Genomic DNA, 23,989 nt, shown 5'->3' on the forward strand with positions numbered 1-23,989 from the left:
AACATGGCAACCTTAATTGCGGAAAACCTGGCGAAGGCCTACAAAGGCCGTCGCGTGGTTGAAGATGTCAGCCTGGAAGTTAAATCCGGCGAAATCGTCGGCCTGCTGGGCCCGAACGGTGCAGGTAAAACCACCACCTTCTACATGGTGGTGGGGATTGTGCCGCGTGATGCGGGGCGTATCGTGATCGACGATGAAGACATCAGTATTCTGCCACTGCATGCCCGTGCGCGTCGTGGTATTGGCTACCTGCCTCAGGAAGCCTCCATCTTCCGTCGTCTGAGCGTTTACGACAACCTGATGGCCGTCCTGCAGATCCGTGATGACCTGACCAGCGAGCAGCGCGACGACCGCGCGAATGAACTGCTGGCCGAGTTCCACATTGAGCACCTGCGCGACAGCCTGGGTCAGGCGCTTTCCGGTGGTGAACGCCGCCGCGTCGAGATTGCCCGCGCGCTGGCCGCTAACCCGAAGTTTATCCTGCTGGATGAGCCCTTTGCCGGTGTTGACCCGATCTCCGTCATTGATATTAAAAAGATTATTGAGCACCTGCGTGACAGCGGTCTGGGCGTGTTGATCACCGACCATAACGTACGCGAAACGCTGGCAGTCTGCGAACGAGCCTATATCGTCAGCCAGGGGCATCTGATCGCCCATGGCACCCCGGAAGCGATCCTGGCCGATGAGCAAGTTAAGCGCGTCTATTTGGGTGAAGAGTTCAGACTCTGATAAGGTGTTCACATTCGGTAAGATTTCTGGGGAATTAATATTCTGAATATGAAGCAAGGTTTACAACTCAGGCTGAGCCAACAGCTTGCCATGACGCCACAACTGCAGCAGGCCATTCGCCTGCTGCAACTCTCTACGCTTGAACTACAGCAGGAAATTCAGCTGGCGCTGGAAAGTAACCCGTTGCTTGAACAGACCGACATTCACGAAGAAGTTGATACCCGCGAATATCAGGAAACCGAAGCGCTGGATACCCGCGAGGCGCTGGAACAGAAGGACATGCCGGAAGAGCTGCCGCTCGATGCCACCTGGGATGAGATCTACACCGCCGGCACGCCATCCGGTACGGGCACTGACTATCATGATGATGAACTGCCGGTCTATCAGGGTGAAACCACCCAGACGCTGCAGGATTACCTGATGTGGCAGGTTGAACTGACGCCGTTTACCGACACTGACCGCGCGATAGCAACCTCGATTGTTGATGCGGTTGACGATACAGGCTATCTCACCGTGACGCTGGATGAAATCCTCGGCAGCATTGGTGATGACGAGCTGTCGATGGATGAAGTTGAAGCGGTGCTGAAGCGCGTACAGCGTTTTGACCCGGTCGGCGTCTGCGCCCGCGATCTGCGCGATTGCCTGATGGTGCAGCTCTCTCAGTTTCCGACTGATTTTCCACTGCTGAAAGAGGCGCGCTTAATCGTCGGCGAGCACCTGGATCTGCTGGCAAACCACGACTTCCGCAGCCTGATGCGCGTCACCCGCCTGAAGGAAGAGGTGCTGAAAGGGGCGATGCAGTTGATCCAGACCCTCGACCCGCGCCCGGGCCAGTCGATCAACACCCAGGAACCAGAATACGTCATCCCGGATGTACTGGTACGCAAAGCCAGCAATCGCTGGACGGTGGAACTCAACGCCGACAGCGTGCCGCGCCTGAAGATTAACCAGCATTACGCTTCCCTCGGCGCCAGCTCGCGCAGCGACAGCGACACGCAGTTTATTCGCAGCAATCTGCAGGAAGCGAAGTGGCTGATTAAAAGCCTGGAAAGCCGCAACGATACGCTGCTGAAGGTAACGCGCTGTATCGTCGACCAGCAGCAGGCCTTTTTCGAGCAGGGTGAAGAGTTCATGCGTCCGATGGTGTTGGCCGATATTGCCAGCGCCGTAGAAATGCACGAGTCGACTATCTCGCGCGTGACCACGCAGAAATACCTGCACAGCCCGCGCGGCATTTTTGAACTGAAGTATTTTTTCTCCAGCCACGTCAATACCGAGGGCGGTGGCGAAGCCTCCTCCACGGCGATCCGTGCGCTGGTGAAGAAATTAATCTCGGCGGAGAATCCCGCCAAACCGCTCAGCGACAGCAAGCTCACCACCCTTCTTTCCGATCAGGGGATTATGGTGGCCCGGCGCACTGTGGCAAAATACCGAGAGTCTTTATCCATCCCACCATCAAACCAGCGCAAACAGCTGGTCTGAAAGCACTGAGAAGGAAGACACTATGCAGCTCAATATCACTGGACAACACGTTGAAATCACCCAGCCACTGCGTGATTTTTTAACTGAAAAGTTTGCCAAACTGGAACACTACTTTGACCGCATCAATCAGGTCTATATCGTGTTAAAGGTGGAGAAAGTGACACAGATTGCAGATGCCACGCTGCATGTGAACGGTGGGGAGCTGCACGCCACCTCGGAAGATAAAGATATGTACGCGGCGATTGACGGGCTGGTTGATAAGCTCGCCCGCCAGTTAAATAAACATAAAGATAAGCTAAAACAACACTAAACTTCACTGTACATTGATTGTTTTTTCGGCGAACCCAATATCAGTTAAGCCGGAAGCGTTTTCGGCTCGTGTTCCTTCGGGAAGACGAGCCGTTAATCAATACGGCATGTTAATCTCGCGATCCGAATGTCGGGTTCGAGCTATCGCCCTGTGCAAGTGAATACCTAAGTGAAACTATGATGAACAATGATCTGAAACTGGAACTGGGCTCCGTATTGAGCGTTGCGTGTACCCGTAATGGCGTGCACTGTCAGAGCAAAAAACGGGCGCTGGAAATTATCAGCGAGCTGGCAGCGAAGCAGTTAAATCTGCCGCACCAGACAATTTTCGAAGCTATCCTGACGCGTGAGCGTATGGGCAGTACCGGCATTGGCAACGGCATTGCCATCCCGCACGGTAAGCTGGAAGAAGATACGCTGCGCGCCGTTGGGGTGTTTATTCGCCTTGACCAGCCTATCGCGTTTGACGCCATTGATAATCAGCCGGTAGACCTGCTGTTTGCCCTGCTGGTTCCGGCAGATCAGTGCAAGACGCATCTGCACACGCTGTCGCTGGTGGCCAAACGCCTGGCCGATAAAACGGTGCTGCGCCGTTTACGTGCCGCTCAGACCGATGAAGATCTGTATGAGATCATCACGGAAGATCACGAAGAGAGCTAAACGCAGTTGTATCGCGTTGAGACAAACGGGGAGAAGAGTTAATGGTGCTGATGATCGTCAGCGGACGTTCTGGCTCAGGTAAATCAGTCGCCCTGCGGGCGCTGGAAGATATGGGCTTTTACTGCGTGGATAACTTACCCGTGGTACTGCTGCCAGACCTGGCTCGCTCACTTTCTGAGCGTAACATGTCCGCCGCGGTGAGCATTGACGTGCGTAACATGCCGGAATCCCCGGAAGTGTTTGAAACTGCACTGAACAGCCTGCCGGACTGTTTTTCGCCGCAGCTGCTGTTCCTGGATGCCGACCGCAATACGCTGATCCGCCGTTACAGCGATACCCGTCGTCTGCATCCGCTCTCCAGCAAGAATCTGTCGCTGGAAAGCGCGATCGATGAAGAGAGCGATCTGCTGGAGCCGCTGCGTTCGCGCGCTGACCTGATTATCGACACCTCGGAAATGTCAGTGCACGAGCTGGCCGAAATGCTGCGTACCCGACTGCTGGGCAAGCGTGAGCGCGAGCTGACGATGGTGTTTGAGTCATTTGGTTTTAAGCACGGCATTCCGATTGATGCCGATTATGTGTTTGACGTGCGCTTCCTGCCTAATCCGCACTGGGACCCGAAGCTGCGCCCGATGACGGGCCTCGACCGCCCGGTTGCTGCCTTCCTCGACCGCCACACCGAAGTTCACAATTTTATCTACCAGACGCGCAGCTACCTTGAGCTGTGGTTACCGATGCTGGAAACCAATAACCGCAGCTATCTGACCGTGGCGATTGGCTGTACCGGCGGTAAACACCGCTCGGTGTACATTGCCGAACAGCTGGCAGATTATTTCCGCTCGCGCGGGAAAAACGTACAGTCCCGTCATCGCACGCTGGAAAAACGCAAATCATGACCGTGAAGCAAACCGTTGAAATTAAAAACAAGCTGGGCATGCACGCCCGCCCGGCGATGAAGCTGTTTGAGCTGGTACAGAGTTTTGATGCAGAAGTGCTGCTGCGCAATGAAAGCGGCACGGAAGCAGAAGCCAGCAGCGTGATTGCCCTGCTGATGCTCGACTCCGCCAAGGGTGGGCATATTGAAGTGGAGGCCAGCGGCCTGCAGGAAGAGGAAGCGCTGGCGGCGGTGATTGACCTGTTTAACGCCGGGTTCGACGAAGACTGAGTGTAACAGGCCGTATCAAATCCTTACCGCGTATGAGCTCGTAAATGCAGTACTGCTTCACTCAGGTTGCTTTTCCAGAGATGAAGCAGGAATGCTGATAAAACCGGTGGGGCTGATAGTTTAGCCGTTCAAGCCCCTTTTCCAGCGGCTCCAGTTGGACAGGCGCTCAAGCGCCCGATCTATCCAGATTCAGCAGTGCCGCCCGGTCCGCATGGGCGCGGGCAAACTCTTCGCCCGCTTCAAGCAGGTAACGCATTTCAGCGTCGTAATAACGCAGGGTTAGGTCGTCCATTTATTCCTAACTTATTATCATCGATTGAATAACTCAGTTATCAGCCATGAACTGAGATTACCAGGAATGCAGTGACATTATTCAATATGTATATTGAAATGCTTTTATTTTCTTTAAACAAACATCACCGGAATCGTTATCAAGAATGGCTTTATTCACTCCATCCTGTATTTTAATCGACACAGAACAAGCCCCCTCTGAGGAAGAAAGGAGAAAGTTTTGGCCACCTCCACCAGTTGAGTTGTATTCATACTGACCACCAATACGCCACCCAATATCGATGGCAGCATCTTTTCTTATCAACGACATAAAGGAGGCCGTCAGTTTTAACTCTTTACCTGACGCTAAAATATCTGGTTTTGACTTCACAATCTCAACAACTTCATCTGGTTCCGGCTCAACGCCATAGATACTTTCACCCGCATATATGTACATTACCTTGCCCGTGTTATTTGTAATTGTCACAACAGGTCTTAGCGGAACAAAATAAGCCACCATGAATATCAGGCAAGCAACACAAAAACACAACAACATCACCTTCCTTTTCATACCTACTCCTCAATCCTTTCTGGATTATCAGTATTCCAGCACAAATACCTTTCCCTTGAATGAGGCAGTAGCTGATTAGGTGTGTTTTCCAAAGCATCAAGTATATTATTAAAAGTCAGATTTTCAGCATATTTCCCATACTGATGAAACAGTCTGAACCCTATCTTCATACTCGTAACATCATCCAGGGTATCGTCTCCGATTGCGCCTGGCGTCATGTTTTGCTCCCAGGTTGAACCTTTTAACAGCAGCGACTCTGAAAAACCAACGCTCAGACCCACGTATCCATAGTGTATACTCGACCAGACATCGTAAAAATAATCATGCTGTTTGAACTTGTGATAATAAGATTTTGATGGCTTTCCTTTATTTGGCAAAGGTCGCGCAACGGCAACCGCCGAAAACTTATCACGTATCTTAGGTTTATGATCCCAGGTCGAACCCGTTTTCACCGTTTGATACCATACGCCCATTGCAGCGAGTAAATCAGGTTGAGGGTACGGAGCCAGCTTTGCGTAAAAGGGGAGTTTTTCCACTCGGCACGCCTTTGCTTTGTGGTCTCGTCGTCGATTAAATATCGTATTGTTTCTGCCGTCTCACTTCTGACATTCGTCCTGATCTCACTCAGTATGTACTCAGCCACTTTATGGCTCCGTCAGTGTGAGTGCAATGACGCTCACTCTTCTCTTCCGAGGGCAGGTTTTTACACGGGTCCAGCAAAGAGGCCATAAACCCGTCGGGTAAAAAATGAGTAGAAGCAGTGTTTGAACACTCTCCTCCTTTCTCATAGCTATCCTGCATCATCGACGGCACAAAACGCGCCCTGCAGGGGCAGGAACTGATACTGTCCAGCGTCCCCGCCATCCTGCGCCCGTGTAAGGTGTCATTGCGGATCCCTCCGGCAATCATAAAGGTGCCGGAATGCTGACCGCAGGTGACTTTATCTCTTTCGCGGGCCACGGCTTTGCTGAACAGCGTATGGTCCGTTGCCCCTTCGATAATGCGCCCACCGCAGGTCGTGTTATCTCCCTGTACCAGATAATAACCTTTAGCCATAACTTAACTCCTTATGCTGGAAGATAAACTTACGCGCCGGGTAACTCATCTTTCCCTGCAAGCGCCCGTGCCGCCATTTCGGCATCAACGCTGAATATCTCCTGCGGCAGGGTAAAATTACGCAGCTGCAGCAGCTGTAACGGGCCGCTGCCGAGCTGTGAGCGCAGTACCCACTGCAGGGTGCCGCCGTCCGGCGTGCTGAAGCTCATCATCCACTCGCCACGGTCGAGCTGGCGGCGTTTGCCCTGCTCCAGCCAGCGGATAAGCCCCCAGGTGCCGCTCCAGTCGCCAAACAGCCGCGCCCCCGCGCTGGCGGTGCTCCAGGTCAGCAGGGTTCCGGGCTTGAAGGTGTCGCCCGGCCAGCGGAAGGTCTGCCACTGCGCCATCTGGTTGAAGTACGTCTGCTGCTGGCCGTCAATGGTCAGCTGGGTCTGCACCACCCCCGGCGCCGGGCGCGCCTGCAGCTCAAAGCTGATGCCCTGGCTGCCGTCGGTGAACAGCACGTCCGACAGCTGGCTCAGCTGGTTAAGCGCTTTGATAAACGCCGGGTTAAAGGTCAGCCCCTGGCTGTTGGTGCGGTCCGCCACCCACTGGCTGCCCTCCTTGTGCAGCACGCCGCCCAGCTCCGCGCTGAGGAAGCGCTCAATGCGCCCGCTGTCCTTGCGCAGGAATTCGGCCAGCATCGGCAGCGAGGCGTCGTTATTACCGGCGGCAAACGGGTAGCGCCCGTCAAACGCGCCGTGCCACAGCGCCACCACCGAGCGCGCCCATTTGTCATTCAGGCTGGCAGCGGACGGCTGCAGCACCGTCTCCCACGCCTGGGTCAGCGGCTGCACGAACATCGTCTGGCCAAAGCCGCTCCACTCCTCGCCAAGGCTGGCGGCAATCAGGCTGCCGTACTGGCGGGTGTCGGTCAGGTCAACGCTTTTGCCCTGAAACACGGTTTGCGCCAGCGTCTGCATCATCTCCTGCGGGTCCGAACTGCCCGCCACCTGCTGCAGGCGCAGGCGCACGCGGGTGATGCGCGTCAGGTACGTCTGCAGGCTCAGGCTGTCGTCACCGGACAGCGCATTTGCGGCTTTGTTGCGGCCCATCAGCGTCAGCAGCGGGCCGAAGGTCTCGTCGAGCGGCCCCTGCGGACCGGCTGCGCCCTGGTCAATCACCGGCTTTTTGCTGCTGCCCACCAGCGCCTGCGCCGATTTCATCAGCGAGTCCGACAGCGCCTCGCTCTTCTGACCCGCCTGCCCCTGCCATGCCAGGGTGTTCATCAGCGCAATCAGCGGCGACTGGCGCACGTCGCTCATCAGCGTCAGCTGGTCGGTGACGTCGGCGATGTTGGCCGCCGGGTTAAGGCGCAGGCCGTTGAGGAAGTTGAGCCAGCTGCCGGCAAAGTCGGTAAAGTAGCGCTGCGTCAGGCGCTCCCTGAGCGCTTCCGGCGATAGGTCGGCCGAGACGCTGCGGCGGCTGTCGCTCAGCACCCAGTCAATCTCATCGCGGCGCGCTTTGGCCGCGCTCTCTATCGCCTGCTGCACGCCGCCCTCCCACGCCTGGCGGGTAAACATGCCCGGCACGATCTCATCGGTGGTGAACAGGCGGCGCGCGTCGGTGCCGCCGGTCATATCCTCCAGCGTGACGTCGGCAAAGTTGCGGCGCACCGATTTCAGCATGTTCTCATACAGGGTACTTTCGGCGTTGCGGCGGCCTATCTGCTGCAGCAGCACCTGGCGGCTCTGGCTGACCAGCACCGGGTCCGGGGTGATTTTCCACTGCGGCTGGTGCGGCAGCTCGCTGATGTAAAACGCCCACAGGTCCGGCGCCAGGCTCTGCCACAGGCCGGGCGAGATGCCGTTCCGGGTCGGCTGCACCGTCTTCATCACCTGCGCGTAAAATGCGCCGTCGACCTTATCCGGGCGCGCCATCATCAGCCACGCCTTCAGCTGGTCATAGCCAGGCTTTGCGCGTTCGGCGCGCAGCGGGCTGTTGGCCGGCAGGTCGGCCAGCGCGCTCAGCTGCTGCTGCAGCGCGGCGCTGGCCGGGTCGCGCAGCAGGCGGTTATTCGCCACGCCGTACCACGGCATCATCGCCTGCAGCAGCGGCGTATTGTGGTCGAGGCCGAAGCGCTGGTACCACGGCGAGCCGTCCTGATGGCGGTGTTTAAGCAGCCCGGCGTCGTTGCGCAGCGCGTGCAGGTCGGTAAGCTGGCGGTCGGACACCGCCGGAGCCTGCACCAGCGCGCGCGCCTTCTGCGCCACGCTGACAATCTGGCTGCGGTTAAGCGCGAAGGAGAGCAGCAGCCCCGCGCCCCACAGGCCGATAAGCGCCATCAGCACCCAGGCCAGCGTCTGCTGCCACGGCATGCCGACGCGGCGGCCGGACAGACGGCGGCAGGCCGCCACTATGCCGTCCCAGCTGCTGGAGAGGGTCAGCGCATGGTCGTGGCGGGTGGCAACGTCACTGGAGGACGGCTGGCTGAACATCAGGCCGCGCAGCGGAATGCGCGCCTGCTGGGTGGTCAGCCAGCAGGCGCTGCTGCCACTGCAGGCTTTCGCCCTGCTCCAGCTCGCTGCCCAGCCGCAGCAGGAAGTCATCGGAGAGGTGTTGCGCAATCTGCGCCATGCCCTGCTCACGCAGCTGCGGAACCAGGCTGTCGAGCTGCTGGCCGACCTCTTCCGGCCGCGCGCGCGCGGAAAACAGCGCGCCGACCGTCTGCTGCTCGCGCCCATCCTGCGGCCACTCGCTGCCGCGCAGCTGCCACAGCCACACCGGGGGCTGCCAGCGCAGGGCCTGCGAGATGTTCTCCAGGCTGCGCAGGCCGTTATCCTGCATCTGCGGGGTCAGCAGCTGGCCGTCTGCCAGCACCCAGACAATGCCGTCCAGCGGGCGGCCGCGGCGCAGCTGGCGCAGCGCGGCGAGTTTTTCGTCGTCCGGCGGTGCGCTCAGGCTGCCGCCGTCAATCAGCACGGTGCGGTCGCCTTCCAGCCACTGCTGCTCCTGCAGCCCGGGGACCAGCGCGGCGCGCGCGGCATCGTCGCCGACCACCAAAAGCAGGCGCACCCTGTAGCGCCAGAGCAGGTGGTAGCGGGCGCGGAGGTGTTGCCTGATTACCCTGACCATCGGGATGAGAGGAGATGCAGGCTTTGTTTTTTCATCCGCAATCCTGGCGATATCATCCCCCCTTGCCGCGTCGACTTTATCCTCAAACTTCCTACTGCCTGCTTTATGCAGAACAAACACGGAAGACAGGGTGAGTAACGCCAGGATAGACGCCGCCGTGAAACAGGATGACATCCACCGCTGCCGGGATGCGCTTTCTGCCATCAGACCCAGACGTTCAGGCTGCTGCCAGGCGATCAGGCCGAGGGCCAGCGCACAGGCCAGCAATAACAGCAGAATAATCAGGAACCAGAGTTCAGCGGATTTGGGGAATCGAAAGGATGCGTAACGCTTCAAGAGTCCATCTCCTTAAGTGGCCCCACCGGGGTTATCACGGTGCACCACATCATGTCCGTTGCCCGCTCGCCGCTAATGGCGAGCTGGGGGGTTTGGGTATTCTCAGCCGCAGAAGCCGCAGTCGCGATGGCCAGCCAGGGCGCAGCCGCGCCCGCGTGCCCGATAACGCTATCCAGTGGAATGACGGCCTCATTGTCGACGGCACCGGCCGGATGCGCCTTCTGACTGGCGATGATCTCTTTATGCTGGCCATCAGAGAGCCCGGCCAGCCACAGCTGGCTGATAACGTTATTCTTTAGCGGCACGTTATAAGCGGCCATCTTCATACCCGCAGCAAGCTGGCCGGGTAACGACGAGTCAGGCCGGTGAAACAGCGCCAGCGGTGGCAAAGTGCTCTGCGTTAGTCGGTTGCCCAGCAGCAGTGCGACCGCGGCTTCGGCGCTGTAATCAGTCTCATCAGGCATGACCTGCAGTGCCACGACCAGCAGCATTGCGTCCTGTTTAATCCGCTGATCCAGCCAGTGGTCAATCATTGCCAACCCGTGGCCTTCCGCGTATTCCACCGTGCAGAGGATCGCTGTTTCCAGCCAGATGTCTTTCCAGATATCACTGATACTTTCGTGCGGCAGGGACGATGAGAAATCAAATGCCACCACCAGATGGCTGTCATCAGTGAACTGGTTAACCGGCAGGTCCGATATGAGGCGGGAAAAAAGGTGCCGGACCACGCCATCAACCGTTTGTTCATCGTCAGCCTTGAAGCGGGTCAGCCTGTTCCCGTCTTCCCCCTTCCAGTCGGGCTGGGAAAGGAGAAGAGTTTGCCGGTTTATCAGCGCCTGCAGGACTTCGCGCGGATCCTCCTGCGGGTACGCGGTGATAAACGACACCTTAAGCACCTGTAGCGCCCGCCGGGCCCGCCGCGTTTCGCCTAAAATCCAGCGTTCGCGCCGGTTGTCATAACCGTTGGCCGCAATGCTCAGAAGCAGCCAGACCATCAGCCGTGCAATCCCGGCAGTCAGCCATAACGCAGCGGGAGCCCCCAGCGCCAGCCACCAGAAGGGTCGGTTTTCAACGCCCCGGCCCAAAAAGTGCATCAGTAAAAAACTGACGGCCATCATGATGGCCAGCGCGGTTATCCAGCGCGACAACGCTGGCGCTTTGGGGCGCTCATGGAGATCAGGTAAATTTTTGAGTGAATATGACATTGAATTTTCCGTTACAATGTTGAAATACTGAAATGATATTCCTCCCATTATTGAGAAACGGCATGCCATATCACCTCGCATAAAGAATGACAGACTATTTTTTTGGTTTAATCAGTTTTCCGCCTAACTCTTCAAGCGTGGCCTTTCCGTCAAAGAGTTTCTGGCATCTGTCTTTGATTTCGTCGTCATCCAGTGAAGTATCAAAGACCACCCTCTTGTTTTTCTTGATGTCCCAGAGCCCGGGGAATGAATCTACAAAACAACTAAGATAAATAGGGGAGACATACTTTCCATCCAACGAAATTTTACCACCATACTGGTTATCGCCAACATCGAAAGGAATATCGCTTTCTTTTCCGCTAAAAAAACCCGGCCCTGACAGTAAGTTTTTATTACTGTCAAAACTCGATACTATTGCTGTATAAGTTAAACTCCTTACATCCTTCAGAGCAACTAATAGAACCAGTCTTTTGTCAAAATTTATATCTACAATAGTATCCAGTTTGTCATCAGACTGCGGTATTTTATGAAGTTCTATACCCTTCGCATTGCACTGCATAAGTTCATTAGTTGACAGATATTTATTAGTTGGATAGATAAGCACCCCTTTTTCATCATTGGTGATGGCTATATCCCCACCTGTATTGTACTTATCTTGCCAGTTTTTTATTTTGCATGAGATATCACTCTTCCCGTTATCATTGACAACATGGATAATGGACCGTTCTTTTTTATCCATATACATCGTAAAATCACCATAGCGAATAACATTACTCGCACTGGCAGAACAGGTCATAATAAAAAGAAGGGAAAGGACGATTTTACACTTCATCACTGAGAATCTCCTTAGCAGCCTTGGTGGTTTTTTTCCTGTCTTCGATGCCGATGATGCCGCCGTTAATGGCCCGAGTGATACGCTCAGCATCATTATCACCCGGCAATGCACCTTTAACACAATCCACTATTTCTTTGGTTTAATCAGTCTTCCGCCTAACTCTTCAAGCGTGGCCTGGCCGTCAAAAAGCTTCTGACACCTATTATTTATTTCGTCGTCACCCAGCGACTTATCAAAAACCACCTTTTTATTTTTTTGGATATCCCAAAGCCCAGGAAATGAATCCACTGCACAGTCGAGATCAGAGGGGGACACATACTTCCCATCCAATGAAATTTTACCGGCATATCTGTCACTTCCTATATAGAATGGAATATCTTCATCATTGATACTTGAAAAACCCGGCCCTGATAATAAATTTTCATTACTGTCAAATCTCGATACTATCGCTGTGTAATTTAACGTTCTCACATCTTCAAGAACCACTAACAAAGCCAGCTTCTTTTCGAAATTTATATCAATGATAGTATGCCGCCTATCTTCTGATTCCGGTATTTTATGAAGCTCTATACCATCTATAGAACATCGCATAAGCTCAGCGGTTGACAGGTATTTATTGGTTGGATAGACAAGCACCCCTTTTTGATCATTGGTTATGGCTATATCTCCACCGGTATTGAACCTGCTTTCCCAGTTATTTATTTGACATAAGACATCACTCTTCCCGTTATCATTGACAACATGGATAATGGACCGTTCTTTTTTATCCATATACATCGTAAAATCACCATAGCGAATGACATTATTTGCACTGGCAGAGCAGGCCATTAAAAAAAGAAGGAAAAGGACGGTTTTACACTTCATCACTGAGAATCTCCTTAGCTGCCTTGGTGGTTTTTTTCCTGTCTTCGATGCCGATGATGCCGCCGTTAATGGCCCGGGTGATACGCTCAGCATCATCATCACCCGGCAATGCACCTTTAACACCATCCACTATTTCTTTGGTTTAATCAGTTTTCCGCCTAACTCTTCAAGCGTGGCCTGGCCGTCAAAAAGCTTCTGACACCTATTATTTATTTCGTCGTCACCCAGCGACTTATCAAAAACCACCTTTTTATTTTTTTGGATATCCCAAAGCCCAGGAAATGAATCCACTGCACAGTCGAGATCAGAGGGCGCGGCATACTTGCCATCTAACGAAATTTTACCGACATACCAGCTATTACCTATGTCGAAAGGAATATCGCTTTTTTTTCCGCTAAAAAAACCCGGACCGGAGAGTAAGTTTTTATTACTGTCAAAACTCGACAGTATTGATGTAAACGTTAATCTCCTCACATCTTCCAAAACCATTAACAAAACCAATTTCTTGTCGAAGTTAACATCGATAATAGTATCCCGCCAGTCATCAGACTGCGGGATTTTATGAAGTCCCACCCCATCAGAATTACACTTCATAAGCTCAGCGGTTGACAGGTATTTATTGGTTGGATAGACAAGCACCCCTTTTTCATCATTGGTGATAGCTATAATGCCCCCTCCTGAATTACGCTTACTTTCTTTGTTATTTATTTTACACGCGACATCGCTGCTTCCATTATCATTAACAATATGGATAACCGATGAGTCCTTTCTATCCATATACATTGTAAAGTCACCATAACGAATGACGTTATTAGTTTCAAAATCAGCTTTTACAGAACAAGTCATAAAAAAAAGCACAAAAAGTACGTTTTTACACTTCATCACTGAGAATCTCCTTAGCTGCCTTGGTAGTTTTTTTCCTGTCTTCGATACCGATGATGCCGCCGTTGATGGCTCGGGTGATGCGCTAAACAACATCATCATCACCCGGCAATGCACCTTTAACACAATCCATTATTTCTTTGGCTTAATGAGCTTTCCGCCTAACTCTTCAAGCGTGGCCTTTCCGTCAAAGAGTTTCTGGCATCTGTCTTTGATTTCGTCGTCACCCAGCGAAGTATCAAAAACCACCTTTTTATTTTTTTTGATATCCCAAAGCCCGGGAAATGAATCCACCGCGCAGTCAATATAATAGGGATAGACATATTTCCCGTTTAACGAAATTTTACCGCCATACCACCCCCCCCCTATATCGAAAGGGACATCGCTATTTTTTCCGCTAAAAAAACCCGGGCCGGAGAGCAAGTTTTTATTACTATCAAAGCTCGATACTATCGCTGTATACGATAAACTCCTTACATCCTCCAGTGCCACTAACAAAACCAGCTTTTGTTTAAAATTTATGTCAATAATAGTATCGAGCTTGTCATCTGATTGCGGCACTTTATGCAGTTCTATACCCCCTACATTGCACTGCATAAGTTCATCAGTTGAGAGATATTTATTGGTTGGATAGACAAGCACCCCTTTTCCATCATTGGTGATAGCTATAATCCCCCCACCTGAACTCCGTTTGCTTTTCAAGTTATTTATTTTACACGCAACATCACTCTTCCCGTTATCATTGACAACATGGATAATGGACCGTTCTTTTTTATCCATATAAATCGTGAAGTCACCATAACGAATGACGTTATTAGTTTCGAAATCAGCTTTTACAAAACAGGTCATAAAAAAAAGCACAAAAAGTACGTTTTTATACTTCATCACTAAGAATCTCCTTAGCTGCCTTGGTAGTTTTTTTCCTGTCTTCGATACCGATAGCACCGCCGTTAATAGATCTTGTTACGCGCTCAACCACCTCATTATCATCTCGCGAGGTGACCCTATCAGAATCCATCATTTTTAAGGTTTTATTTTTAAAGCACACGATATAGAACGCGCCCGTATCAATGCAGTTATAGGGAGTTTCCGTCACTTTGTGCGGGTCATCTATCTGCGGAGGTCTTTTGATCATCCCGGGCAGGTTTTTTCTCCGGTATTGAGGTTCTGTCCACCATGAGGCATCAAAGCTGCTTTTTGATAACCACCCCCGGTATACCCAGTAGCTGGAGTAGGTATCCAGCCCGGTGAGCATTTTAAACCCGCGCCCGCGAAACTTTTGCGCATCCACATCGCCGCAGTTGCCATTTCGCCAGCTGTATGAGCTGGCTATCAACCCACCACTTCGATTGTATTTGGCACCAGAGAAATACACATCTACCTCAGAGACTACCGAACCGTACCAGTGTCCAAGTTCGTTAGATTCATTCTTTTCAGAATCATCCACAATATTCCCACCAAAGTGCCTGCCATTTTTCGTATACTGTTCCTGACTTGATTCCTGCATGGAGAGTAAATAACCCGACTCGACAGCGCCCTGCCCCAAAAAGTGGCTTATTCTGTTGAAGCCCACAAGATTATATTTCCTCATTATCACATTTAGTGAAAATGAATATTCGACCACCTTTTTATTTATTCTGTTAATTTTATCGCTATCTCTAGCACTTGTAGTCGACGTCATCACTTTCTCACTCACCGCACGTTCCAGCCACCCACATTTCCTGAAATGCGCGATAAAGCGCCGCGGGTCAAAGTGCCAGACCCGGCCTGTCGGTATCTGCGCACTGTTCTCCAGCGCCAGTGCCCTGGCCAGCGCCGCCAGTGAACCCCAGTCCTGCTGGCTCATTGGCTCGTCCAGCACGGGATTGGGCTGTTTCAGCCAGCCATAGCGGCTCTCCACCGTATCGATATCCCACTCCAGCGGGAAGTGGCAGACGGTGCGGCTCAGGTCCATACGCCCGGAACCCAGGATCGTCGGGGAGTTGCACTGGCTGTTGGTGTCCTCATCGTCATCCACCAGTCGCCAGCCCGTCCAGTGCGGAAAATCCGCATCGCTGTATTTCTTGATGCTTTCCACCGCCAGATTAACCAGCCCTTTTCCCTGCGGCGTAGTGATCGTCCGCCACAGTGGGGCATCCGCCGGAGTCAGCGTTTCATAACGGGTATTGATCACCCGGCCAAAGCGCAGCAGCTCAAAACCGGCGCTCGGACTGGCGGGGTACAGCTTCAGCGCCTTTTTATACAGGTTATATTCATATTCCTCTCCGTCTGCGTCGACCAGCGCCTCGCCCACCTCATCGTATTTGAGTGAGTCGATAACATTTTTCCTGCGGGTGGTCATGGTGCAGCGCCCCCCGCCCAGAGTCATGGACACGAACAGATCGACCTGCGTCGTCTGTGACGGTTCCTCACTGCTGCGGGTCGGGATCTCGCTGTAAACCGGCGTTCCGGCCGGAATATAAAAGTGCATATCGCCGTAACAGGCGGTGGTGCGCCCGTGCTGGCTGAGATCCAGCTCCGCCGTGTTGCGCCCGGTTATCCTGGCAATATTCTCGTCGTCGCAGAATATCTGGAAGTGTACGGCATTTTTATCGTCCACCATGCCCACCGTTCCCAACGGGGATTTGCGCTTCACCAGCTGGTCGACGGCAATCGACGGGTCGAGATCCTTGATATGCATATACAGAGAATACCAGGTGATTTTATCCTCCGGCTGGCTGCCCGTTTCGGCCACGTGTTTAATTAGCACGTATCCGTTATCGGTCTTGCCGTTGTAATTCAGCGGCGGATGCTGGCGTTTTGTGATGTCAGAGTGGCGGAAAGAGACAATCCTGCCGTCGGCAATGGTGCGCAGTAACTCAGGACGGCTTCCTGAGTCTGAGTGACGGATATGAACACCGCCGTGCCAGGAACGGTGCGCGTTCAGCGGATAGCCACGTTGAGGATCGACCGGCATCATGCGCTCAATCCACTCTTCATCCGTTTCTGTTTCATTTTTTGTGCGTAAAAATGGGGGACTGATTAACATGGATACATTCCTTTGTTATGACACGGAGAATTTAGAGGAGGGTTCCTTTGCCTCTTCTGGCAGCTCATGCAGGGGCTCTTTTAAACGGTATTTCTGCTGGCGATCGTAATGTCCCGCCCGCGTGCGGTAGTCCCCGAGCGTGGCCGACTCTATCGCGTTGGCATCGAGCGTGATGTAACTGCCGCCGCCGTTCAGCGTGATTTTCTTCTTCGCGATGATTTTGATTTCATCTTCCGTGCTGATGATGCTGATCTCCTGGCGCGCCAGCAGCGCCATCAGGTCGTTCTGCGCCTGCACCTGTACCGGGCCCTGATTGGCAATCAGCTTGATACCCAGTTTCCTGACGAACACGCTCAGCGCCTGGCCCACGCCGATAAACAGATTCTTTACCACGCTGATATCCGCGTGCTTTCCGGCGGTGGCCGTCAGGTTTTCACCCGCCGTCAGCTGCAGGTTATCGCCGCTCGCCAGCGCCATGCCGTCCGGCGCGCTCATCAGAATAACCGACCGCTTCAGCTCGTTCAGCCGCTGCTCCATCAGCGCAATCTGCGCCTGAAGATCCGCCGGGTTGCCCGTGGCGGTCTGCGCATCGGCGGATATCCCCTGCATCTGTTCCCGCGCGCCCTGCAGTAGGCTGATAGCCGGCGCCATCTCCAGCTGCATACCCTGTGCCTTCGGCTGGCCGTCGGCGGTGATGAACAGTCCTTTCTCCGCACGCAGCGTGCCCCAGCTGTCGCTGCGCAGCTCAAACCCTTCGCCGCGCTTCTGCTTCTCGCTGTCCACCAGGTGGCCGAGATTAAGCTGGCTTTTGCCGCCGTACTCGGTGCTGAGCTTGATATGCTCCTGGCCCGCCGTGTCGTCGAGGCGCAGCTTATTGTTCTTCGGCGTGCGCAGCACGTTGCGCTTGTAGTTGCGGATGGTGACGTGGTCGCCGTGCGCCGAGTCGTGCAGCACCCCGGCAATGTACGGGCGGTCCGGGTTGCCGTGCTCAAAGGCTATCGCCACTTCGGTGCCCGCCAGCAGCGGCAGGTGCAGGCCGTAGGTGTCGCCCGCATAGGGGCGCGCCTGGCGTACCCACAGGCTTTCAAAGCCGGTTTCCCAGCCAGCGCGGTCAAACAGCATGTTGACGCGATAGCGCCCGTCGCGGTCAATATGGCCGTAGGCATCGTTCACCGTGGTACTGGTGACGCGCGCCGGCAGGGTTCCCGCCATCACCGGGTGCGGCAGCGGCACCGGGCGGAAGCCGTAGCGGCTGTTGAGCGGGATGCCGTCAAAGGCGGTTTCAAAGCTGCGGTCGCGCCGCGCAGTGCTGACGATGGCGGTGACCAGCACGCCGCTCTGGAATACCTCACTGACGTCCTCCCCGCCGCTGACCCTCAGCTCACTGCCGGGTGCCAGCGCCGGGCTGCTGGTCACTGCCGCCACCCGCGTCTGGCCGTTCAGGTAGCGCTCGTGGCGCAGGCGGGCGTAGAACGCGCCGCTCTCCGGTTCCGGGCTGTGGCTGTAGCCGTCGCCCGGCGTCAGGTAGTTGTCCGCCCAGCGATAGGACTCACCGTAGGTGGTGTCGTCACCGCCGGTGACGTCGGCCTTCACGTTCATATCTTCGAGGGCGTTGCGGTAGTTGTAGTCGCGCCCGCTGACGCTTTTCTCCACCACCGCAAAGCGGCTGGCGAGGTCCCACACCGAGTCGCTGGCCGCGTCGTGCATGCCGGAAGGCGGCACGGCGGGCAGCGTCAGCCCCTGCACGTGGCCCTGCCTGCCGTCGTAAAACTCCACTACGTCGATGTGCAGGCGGGTGTCGGTGGTGAAGCGGAACCAGATGCCGACCTCGCCCAGCAGGCGGGTAATAAACGCCAGGTCGTCCTCGCCGTACTGCATCACCTGCTCGCGGCGCGGGTACGCGTTGTTGAGGGTGAAAACAAAGTCCTGCCCGCGCATCCCGTGGCGCTCGCGCAGGATTTTTTCCACAATCTGCGGCACCGACATATCCTGATAGATGGCGTTCTGACGGCTGCGCGACAGCAGCGCCAGGCGCGGCTGCAGGGTGACGGCGTAGTGGGTCTGGTCGGCGCTGGTGCTGAGGCGCTCAAAGCCGGTCAGCACGCCCTGCACCACGCGCACCGGCTGCTGGATCTTAATGCCCCAGCCCTGGTCAACCGGGGCCTGCAGGGTCAGCGAGGCCGCTTTCATCAGCATCGCCTCGCGGGTGATGGCATGGTCGGCGCTGGTGAACTCAATGCGCCAGCGGAACGGCTCGCTCAGGCGCTCCTCCCCTTTAAACGCCAGCACGTCGGGCCGGGACTGACAGTCACGCACCGCCAGCAGGTGGTGGCTGTGGCTGAAAAAAGAGACCGGGTTTTTGCTCATGGTGATGTCCTTATCTTCCGCTGCCGTGTGCGCGCCGTTACCATAAGAAATATTCATAATTACCGCTGTGGAAAATGAATATCAGGGCAGAGGCAGCTGTACCCTCCATGGGTATTCAGAGATGACTATATAGTAACCAACCTGGCGACTGCAATATTTTGAATGGGGATTTTTTGTCTGATTTTTATAGGTTTTTTCTTATTTGATTGAGTTAACCAGCTGAATGGGATAGCGAAAAACTCATCGGTATTATCGGAACAACTAAAGGATTCGTCAGCAACCAGCATCAGAATAAACAGCATCAACCCGCCAGTATTATCACTTTATGTTAACTGTTTAATGTAATGACCGTCATTGAGGCTGGTTATCGTCACCGGCGTTCGCCATGAATGAATGAGTGGGAAAAATCGCTTCTGGCGGAAAATCAGGGCCTGCTGCCTATCGTTTAAGCATGCTTAAACGATAGGCAGCAGGCCATTTCAAGATAGCAAGAGCATCACGACAGCAGCGCTTTCACCTACTGCATCAGATTTGCCACCTCTTCCGGGCGCGTTCTGCCGCTCCGCTTACCTATTGTTGAACTGAGGATCAGCTGAGGGACCGCACGATGAAGAAAATAGACCGGGCGGGATTTCATCTTGATCGCCCGGCCCTCACACCACAGCGGGTTCAGCTCTTTGCCGACTGAGTTACGCGCGAAGCCCAGATCGAAGCCGATTTTTTATGCGGTTGAAAACAGGGATGTTCCTAATCCAGTTTATGCTGGCGCAGGAAACCTTCACCGCCCAATTGACGCATCTGGCGCAGGATCCACTGCTGGCGCTGGCGCACATAGCCGGATGGCGCATCGGCGCGGAAGCGAATCGGATTAGGCAGTACCGCGGCCAGCAGCGCGGCTTCAGACATGCTTAAGCGGCTGGCTGGCTTATGGAAATAGCGTTGTGAAGCCTCCTCCACGCCAAATACCCCTTTGCCCATTTCCGCCACGTTAAGGTAAACGGTGAGAATGCGGCGTTTGGTCCACACGGTTTCTATCCCCACCGTTAACCCGGCCTCCAGCCCTTTACGTATCCAGCTGCGGCCGTCCCACAGGAACACATTTTTTGCCGTCTGCTGGGACAGGGTCGACGCCCCACGCATTCCGGCCTTCTCACCTTCGCTGTCCAGCACCGACTGGATCGCCGCAACATCAAAGCCCCAGTGGGTCGGGAATTTCTGGTCTTCGGAAGCGATCACCGCCAGTGCCATCCACGGTGATATTTCATCCATCCCTACCCAGTCCGAGTGAGCAACATAGCTCCAGTTGCCGCTAAACCAGGCACCCAGCTGCCGCTCAACCATCACGGCAGAAAATGGCACCGGAAGAAAAGCAAAGGCAATAATGCCGGTAAGCCATAAACCCAGTACGCTGAGAACGAGGCGAAGCAAACCCGATTTGATGCGTGCGGTGACGCTGTTATTACGACGACTCATGCCAGAACCTGTTTTAAAAAATGATTAGTGCGGAAATACACCCGAAATATCCGAATGCCTTTAGTTAAGCGATGTAACTGGAATCGGTTCCATCATGCCAGCTGATTTCGCTCTGTTATGCGCTGGACCTGACACAGGATGAAAGCGTTACCACCTGATTGGTTCGCAGCGCTTATAAATTTCGCCCTGTCGTATTCGAAAACCGATCTGCTACAAAAGAAAATCACTCGCAAATGATGCCGGTTTGACCGTTTTTTCACCCGCGGAGTGACGTCATCGCCATCGGATACCCTGCTGAACGGAGTCAGCTTTTGACTTATGCAGAAAGGCCCACTCAGGATTTGTGCTAGCAGAAACCTAAACGTTTCGGAAAGGCTGTTTAAAAACACCTAAAAACAACCATAAAACATTGAGTTAGTAACACGTATTTGGCCAAATTCCATTACCGCATAAGCTTATGTGAAAATGGCCCTGCGGTAAAAAGTTTGCGTCAATCTGACTGGCGAAAAAAAAAGCACATATGGTCAAAAATAAGACAAATCCGCAATCAATTGCATTCGTTACTTGACTGAGAAGTAAAATTAAGGTCTTCTATTTGCCAAGGCTGCTCCACATCACACATTTTAATGAATCTGGTAACATGTGATGTGAGATTTGCTAAAGTAGTCCCTGAGCTTATTAGTGGTTCACCCAATACCAAATCTGCGCTCCCGACGATTCCTATCAGAATAGCGCAGGTTTCCAGTTTCCCTGGTGTTGGCGCAGTATTCGCGCACCCCGGCCTCGGTCGGGGTCATTTTTTTTCAGCATCCGTAACCCATTGACGCAGTACTTCAACGTCATTGCGCCACTCCTGTTTCAGCTCATCAATCCACTCCTGCACGTTATCCCACCATGCTGGCAGTTCCGGGCTTTGAATCTGTTTGGCAATCTGTTGTAAGTGAGTCAGACCGACCGATCCTGCAGCCCCTTTGATCTTGTGGCCCTCTTCGGCAATCCCTTTCTGATCGCGCGCCATCATGTTGGAATCCAGCACCTCCAGATAGCCCGGCATCATCTGCTCAAACATCTCCAGACTCTGATGGATCAACTTCGGCCCGACCAGTTCGATATATTGCTCAAGCATTGGCACATCCAGCAGCGCCAGCTGTTTCTCATCCATGTCAATCTCCGTTGGGGTTGGCAGCTCGACTTCCTGATAATCCCAGTATTTTTTGATCATCGCCGTCAGCGCAGGCACCGCCAGCGGTTTGCTCAGCACATCGTCCATGCCGGCATCCAGGTATTCACGCTTGTCCTTGAGCACGTTAGCGGTCAGCGCCACCAGCGGCGGCAGCTGCTCACCCGCGTGGAGCCGATGAATAGCACGCGCCACGTCCAGCCCGGTCATGTCCGGCAGCTGGATATCCAGCAGCACCAGGTCAAATTCATCCGGGTTGAACATATCCAGCGCCGCCTGGCCGGTCATCGCCACTTCCACGCTGTTGCCGAGCTTCTCCAGCACGGAGCGCGCGACGACCACGTTCAGCTCAATATCTTCTACCAGCAGCACATGCAGCGCAGGCAGCGGCAGGTCGTCTTCCGGCTGCTCATCCTCCACCTGTTCCGCGATACGCGGGGCGTTCAGCGTCAGGGTAAAGCAGGAGCCCTGGCCCGGGGCGCTACGCACGCTGATGTCTCCGCCCATGCTCTGCGCCAGGCGGCGGGATACGGCCAGCCCGATGCCGGTTCCGGTCGCCGGTTTGCCGCCGCGCTGATCCTTCACCTGGTAGTACATCGCGAAGATCTTATCCTGCTCGTCTTGCGGGATGCCCATGCCGGAGTCTTCAACCTCAAAGCGCAGGCAGTCATCCTCCAGGTAGCCAACGCGCACCACAATTTCGCCCTGCTGGGTAAATTTCACCGCGTTGCCGATCAGGTTCCACAGGATCTGACGCAGGCGCGTGCCGTCGGCAATAATTTTGTGCGGCAGCGGCAAGTCAGGCGCCAGTACAAACTTCAGCCCTTTCGGCTCCGCCAGCAGGCCGGAGAGGTTTTCCAGATCGGCGAGGAAGCCGGTGAAGTCGATCGGCTGGTTATCCAGCTGCACTTTGCGCCGCTCGATTTTATCCATCTCAATCACGTCGTTGAAAATATTGCCGAGGGTGATCGCCGAGACGTGGATAGTTTTGAGGTATTTCAGCTGTTCCTGATTGAGATCGGTATCCAGCAGAATGCGGCTCAGACCGACAATGCCGTTAAGCGGCGTACGCAGCTCGTGGCTAATCGTAGAGATAAAGGTGGTCTTTTCCCTACTGGCGTTCTCTAACGCATCCTGATAGCGCTTACGCTCGGTTATATCGCGTCCAAAGCCCATCAGCCCACTGCGTTTGCCCACGCGATCGTAATAAGGCACTTTGCGGATCTCAAAACAAGCCTTGCGCCCGTCAGGATACTGCAACCACTGCTCGTAGGTCAGGGAGACGTTGTGGCGGAACACTTTTTCGTCCGTTTCCAGCACTTTGGTGGCGGCATCGTCGTCATACACCTCTTTGGGTGTCAGGCCGATTAACTGCTTCTCACTTTTGCCGGTCAGCAGCTCCATCGCCCGGTTACAGCCGGAAAACTGCTGATCGCTGTTACGATAGAAAACCAGGTCGGGGGAAGCATCAAGGAACGAGCGAAGAAAGGAGGATTGCTGTTCCAGCTCAATCTGCGCCTCTTCACGCCGCGCCATCTCCTCTTTCAGCCGGGTCATCACCTGCAGGCGCGCCTCTTCGGCTTTGATACGGTCGGAAATCTCCTGATTGAGCTGGGTGATATTGCCCTGCATCTGCTGGTTCAGCTCAAGGTCGCGATTACGCATCTCCTCCAGCTTATCCACCAGCCGTGACAGGCGCTGGCGCGACTCCTCCAGCTGCTCCACCACCACCGAGAGGAAATAGACCGCCCACGGGGTGATCAGCAGGCCGAAAAACACCGATCGCACCATATCAATGCTTTCGACGTGGCCGCGCAGCACCATGGTGACGGCCATCTGCACAATCATCGCCAGCACCACCAGCGCAGAGGCCAGCAGCAACGAGAAGCGCACCAGCCCCAGCTTCACCATCAAATCAACGTAGTACTGCGCTAATAAACGAATTTGTTTCATAAAGGATCCCTTCCGCCTGATAGCCGCAATCATACCGGAATTGGACAAAAGACCAACGCACGATTGACCGCAGGACACTGCCAGCAGCTGCACGGTAATAGTGCAGCACCACCCACAGGCGGCGGCCGCTTATGGCGGGATTATCGTCGCCGTCGGGCAACGGCTGCGGATCGCTGTTATCCCGCGCCAGGCACGCATTTCGTACGGATCAAAAAAGTTACGCCTTCGCATATTGACTAAATTTTATAACTGCATAATCTGTAGGGCCGCTGCCAGTTCGCCGCGCCATTCTCAGATGATGTTTTTCTTAGCGATGATGGAAATCACTCGCCTTCTTTTGTCTCATCCAAACGAATAACCATTCACAATTCATGAAATATTAATCACACCTGGCATGATTAATTTTACTAATGACACCCCCTATTTTATTCAAATAACCCCACTAATTAAAAACAGTGCGTTCCTGCGGTTATACTCATTCTTACAGCACATTCTGCTGCCATTGCCTCC

At 54.2% G+C, this 23,989-nt stretch carries 18 protein-coding genes and 4 pseudogenes; 6 read left to right on the forward strand and 16 right to left on the reverse strand.

Annotated elements, in window-relative coordinates; translation table 11 throughout:
• The first annotated feature begins 3 nt into the window (after positions 1-3).
• From lptB to npr, 6 genes are all read left to right on the forward strand, one after another.
• Positions 4-729: an LPS export ABC transporter ATP-binding protein gene (gene lptB, locus ACLI4M_RS07265; protein ID WP_048914455.1), complete on the forward strand. Its 726-nt coding sequence runs from the start codon at positions 4-6 to the stop codon at positions 727-729.
• A 48-nt stretch (positions 730-777) separates the two neighbouring features.
• Entirely contained in the window at positions 778-2,211 is a 1,434-nt protein-coding gene (gene rpoN, locus ACLI4M_RS07270; protein WP_048914454.1) for an RNA polymerase factor sigma-54, read from the forward strand.
• 22 nt (positions 2,212-2,233) lie between these two features.
• A complete protein-coding gene (gene hpf / locus ACLI4M_RS07275) occupies positions 2,234-2,521 on the forward strand; it encodes a ribosome hibernation promoting factor (RefSeq protein WP_062818062.1) in 288 nt (95 codons plus the stop codon).
• 176 nt (positions 2,522-2,697) lie between these two features.
• On the forward strand, positions 2,698-3,180 hold the full coding sequence (ptsN, locus tag ACLI4M_RS07280) for a PTS IIA-like nitrogen regulatory protein PtsN (protein WP_048914450.1): 483 nt from the start codon (positions 2,698-2,700) through the stop codon (positions 3,178-3,180).
• A gap of 41 nt (positions 3,181-3,221) precedes the next feature.
• A complete protein-coding gene (gene rapZ / locus ACLI4M_RS07285; protein WP_048914449.1) occupies positions 3,222-4,076 on the forward strand; it encodes an RNase adapter RapZ in 855 nt (284 codons plus the stop codon).
• Positions 4,073-4,345, forward strand: coding sequence for a PTS phosphocarrier protein NPr (npr, locus tag ACLI4M_RS07290; RefSeq protein ID WP_048914448.1), 273 nt, complete (start codon positions 4,073-4,075; stop codon positions 4,343-4,345). Before rapZ ends, npr begins: the two co-directional genes overlap by 4 nt.
• 169 nt (positions 4,346-4,514) lie before the next feature.
• Here npr and ACLI4M_RS07295 read toward each other — a convergent pair.
• The 16 genes and pseudogenes from ACLI4M_RS07295 to arcB form a co-directional block, all read right to left on the reverse strand.
• A pseudogene (locus ACLI4M_RS07295) lies at positions 4,515-4,637 on the reverse strand (type VI secretion system baseplate subunit TssF); the annotation flags it as partial.
• Positions 4,638-4,718: 81 nt separating this feature from the next.
• Positions 4,719-5,186, reverse strand: a complete 468-nt coding sequence (locus tag ACLI4M_RS07300) for a hypothetical protein (RefSeq protein WP_133622600.1) — start codon at positions 5,184-5,186, stop codon at positions 4,719-4,721.
• A 2-nt stretch (positions 5,187-5,188) separates the two neighbouring features.
• Positions 5,189-6,242, reverse strand: a pseudogene (locus tag ACLI4M_RS07305) (polymorphic toxin type 44 domain-containing protein).
• A gap of 29 nt (positions 6,243-6,271) precedes the next feature.
• Positions 6,272-9,692 (reverse strand): annotated as a pseudogene (locus ACLI4M_RS07310) (ImcF-related family protein).
• The gene (locus ACLI4M_RS07315; RefSeq protein WP_253537646.1) at positions 9,689-10,966 is read right to left on the reverse strand and encodes a hypothetical protein; all 1,278 of its coding nucleotides are present in this window, start codon (positions 10,964-10,966) and stop codon (positions 9,689-9,691) included. The pseudogene ACLI4M_RS07310 and the gene ACLI4M_RS07315 overlap by 4 nt, the downstream one beginning before the upstream one ends.
• A 25-nt stretch (positions 10,967-10,991) precedes the next feature.
• Positions 10,992-11,732, reverse strand: coding sequence for a hypothetical protein (locus tag ACLI4M_RS07320; RefSeq protein WP_133622599.1), 741 nt, complete (start codon positions 11,730-11,732; stop codon positions 10,992-10,994).
• Complete coding sequence (locus ACLI4M_RS07325) at positions 11,719-11,859, reverse strand: hypothetical protein (RefSeq protein WP_166643150.1); 141 nt, start codon at positions 11,857-11,859, stop codon at positions 11,719-11,721. The genes ACLI4M_RS07320 and ACLI4M_RS07325 overlap by 14 nt, the downstream gene beginning before the upstream one ends.
• Entirely contained in the window at positions 11,859-12,599 is a 741-nt protein-coding gene (locus ACLI4M_RS07330) for a hypothetical protein (protein WP_253537649.1), read from the reverse strand. The genes ACLI4M_RS07325 and ACLI4M_RS07330 overlap by 1 nt, the downstream gene beginning before the upstream one ends.
• Entirely contained in the window at positions 12,586-12,726 is a 141-nt protein-coding gene (locus ACLI4M_RS07335; protein WP_166643149.1) for a hypothetical protein, read from the reverse strand. Before ACLI4M_RS07335 ends, ACLI4M_RS07330 begins: the two co-directional genes overlap by 14 nt.
• Complete coding sequence (locus ACLI4M_RS07340) at positions 12,726-13,580, reverse strand: hypothetical protein (RefSeq protein ID WP_133622598.1); 855 nt, start codon at positions 13,578-13,580, stop codon at positions 12,726-12,728. The genes ACLI4M_RS07335 and ACLI4M_RS07340 overlap by 1 nt, the downstream gene beginning before the upstream one ends.
• 30 nt (positions 13,581-13,610) lie before the next feature.
• A complete protein-coding gene (locus tag ACLI4M_RS07345) occupies positions 13,611-14,366 on the reverse strand; it encodes a hypothetical protein (protein WP_253537652.1) in 756 nt (251 codons plus the stop codon).
• Positions 14,353-16,506: a M23 family peptidase gene (locus ACLI4M_RS07350; RefSeq protein WP_133622597.1), complete on the reverse strand. Its 2,154-nt coding sequence runs from the start codon at positions 16,504-16,506 to the stop codon at positions 14,353-14,355. Before ACLI4M_RS07350 ends, ACLI4M_RS07345 begins: the two co-directional genes overlap by 14 nt.
• A gap of 15 nt (positions 16,507-16,521) precedes the next feature.
• Positions 16,522-18,873, reverse strand: coding sequence for a type VI secretion system Vgr family protein (locus tag ACLI4M_RS07355; protein WP_133624998.1), 2,352 nt, complete (start codon positions 18,871-18,873; stop codon positions 16,522-16,524).
• 583 nt (positions 18,874-19,456) lie between these two features.
• Positions 19,457-19,591 (reverse strand): annotated as a pseudogene (locus ACLI4M_RS07360) (sigma 54-interacting transcriptional regulator); the annotation flags it as partial.
• Between the two features lie 29 nt (positions 19,592-19,620).
• The gene (gene mtgA / locus ACLI4M_RS07365) at positions 19,621-20,346 is read right to left on the reverse strand and encodes a monofunctional biosynthetic peptidoglycan transglycosylase (RefSeq protein WP_133622596.1); all 726 of its coding nucleotides are present in this window, start codon (positions 20,344-20,346) and stop codon (positions 19,621-19,623) included.
• Between the two features lie 793 nt (positions 20,347-21,139).
• Positions 21,140-23,479, reverse strand: coding sequence for an aerobic respiration two-component sensor histidine kinase ArcB (gene arcB, locus ACLI4M_RS07370; protein ID WP_133622595.1), 2,340 nt, complete (start codon positions 23,477-23,479; stop codon positions 21,140-21,142).
• Positions 23,480-23,989: the final 510 nt, after the last annotated feature.

Origin of the sequence: Erwinia sp. LJJL01, assembly GCF_047300805.2 — a bacterium.
Classification (GTDB): Bacteria; Pseudomonadota; Gammaproteobacteria; order Enterobacterales; family Enterobacteriaceae; genus Erwinia; species Erwinia aphidicola.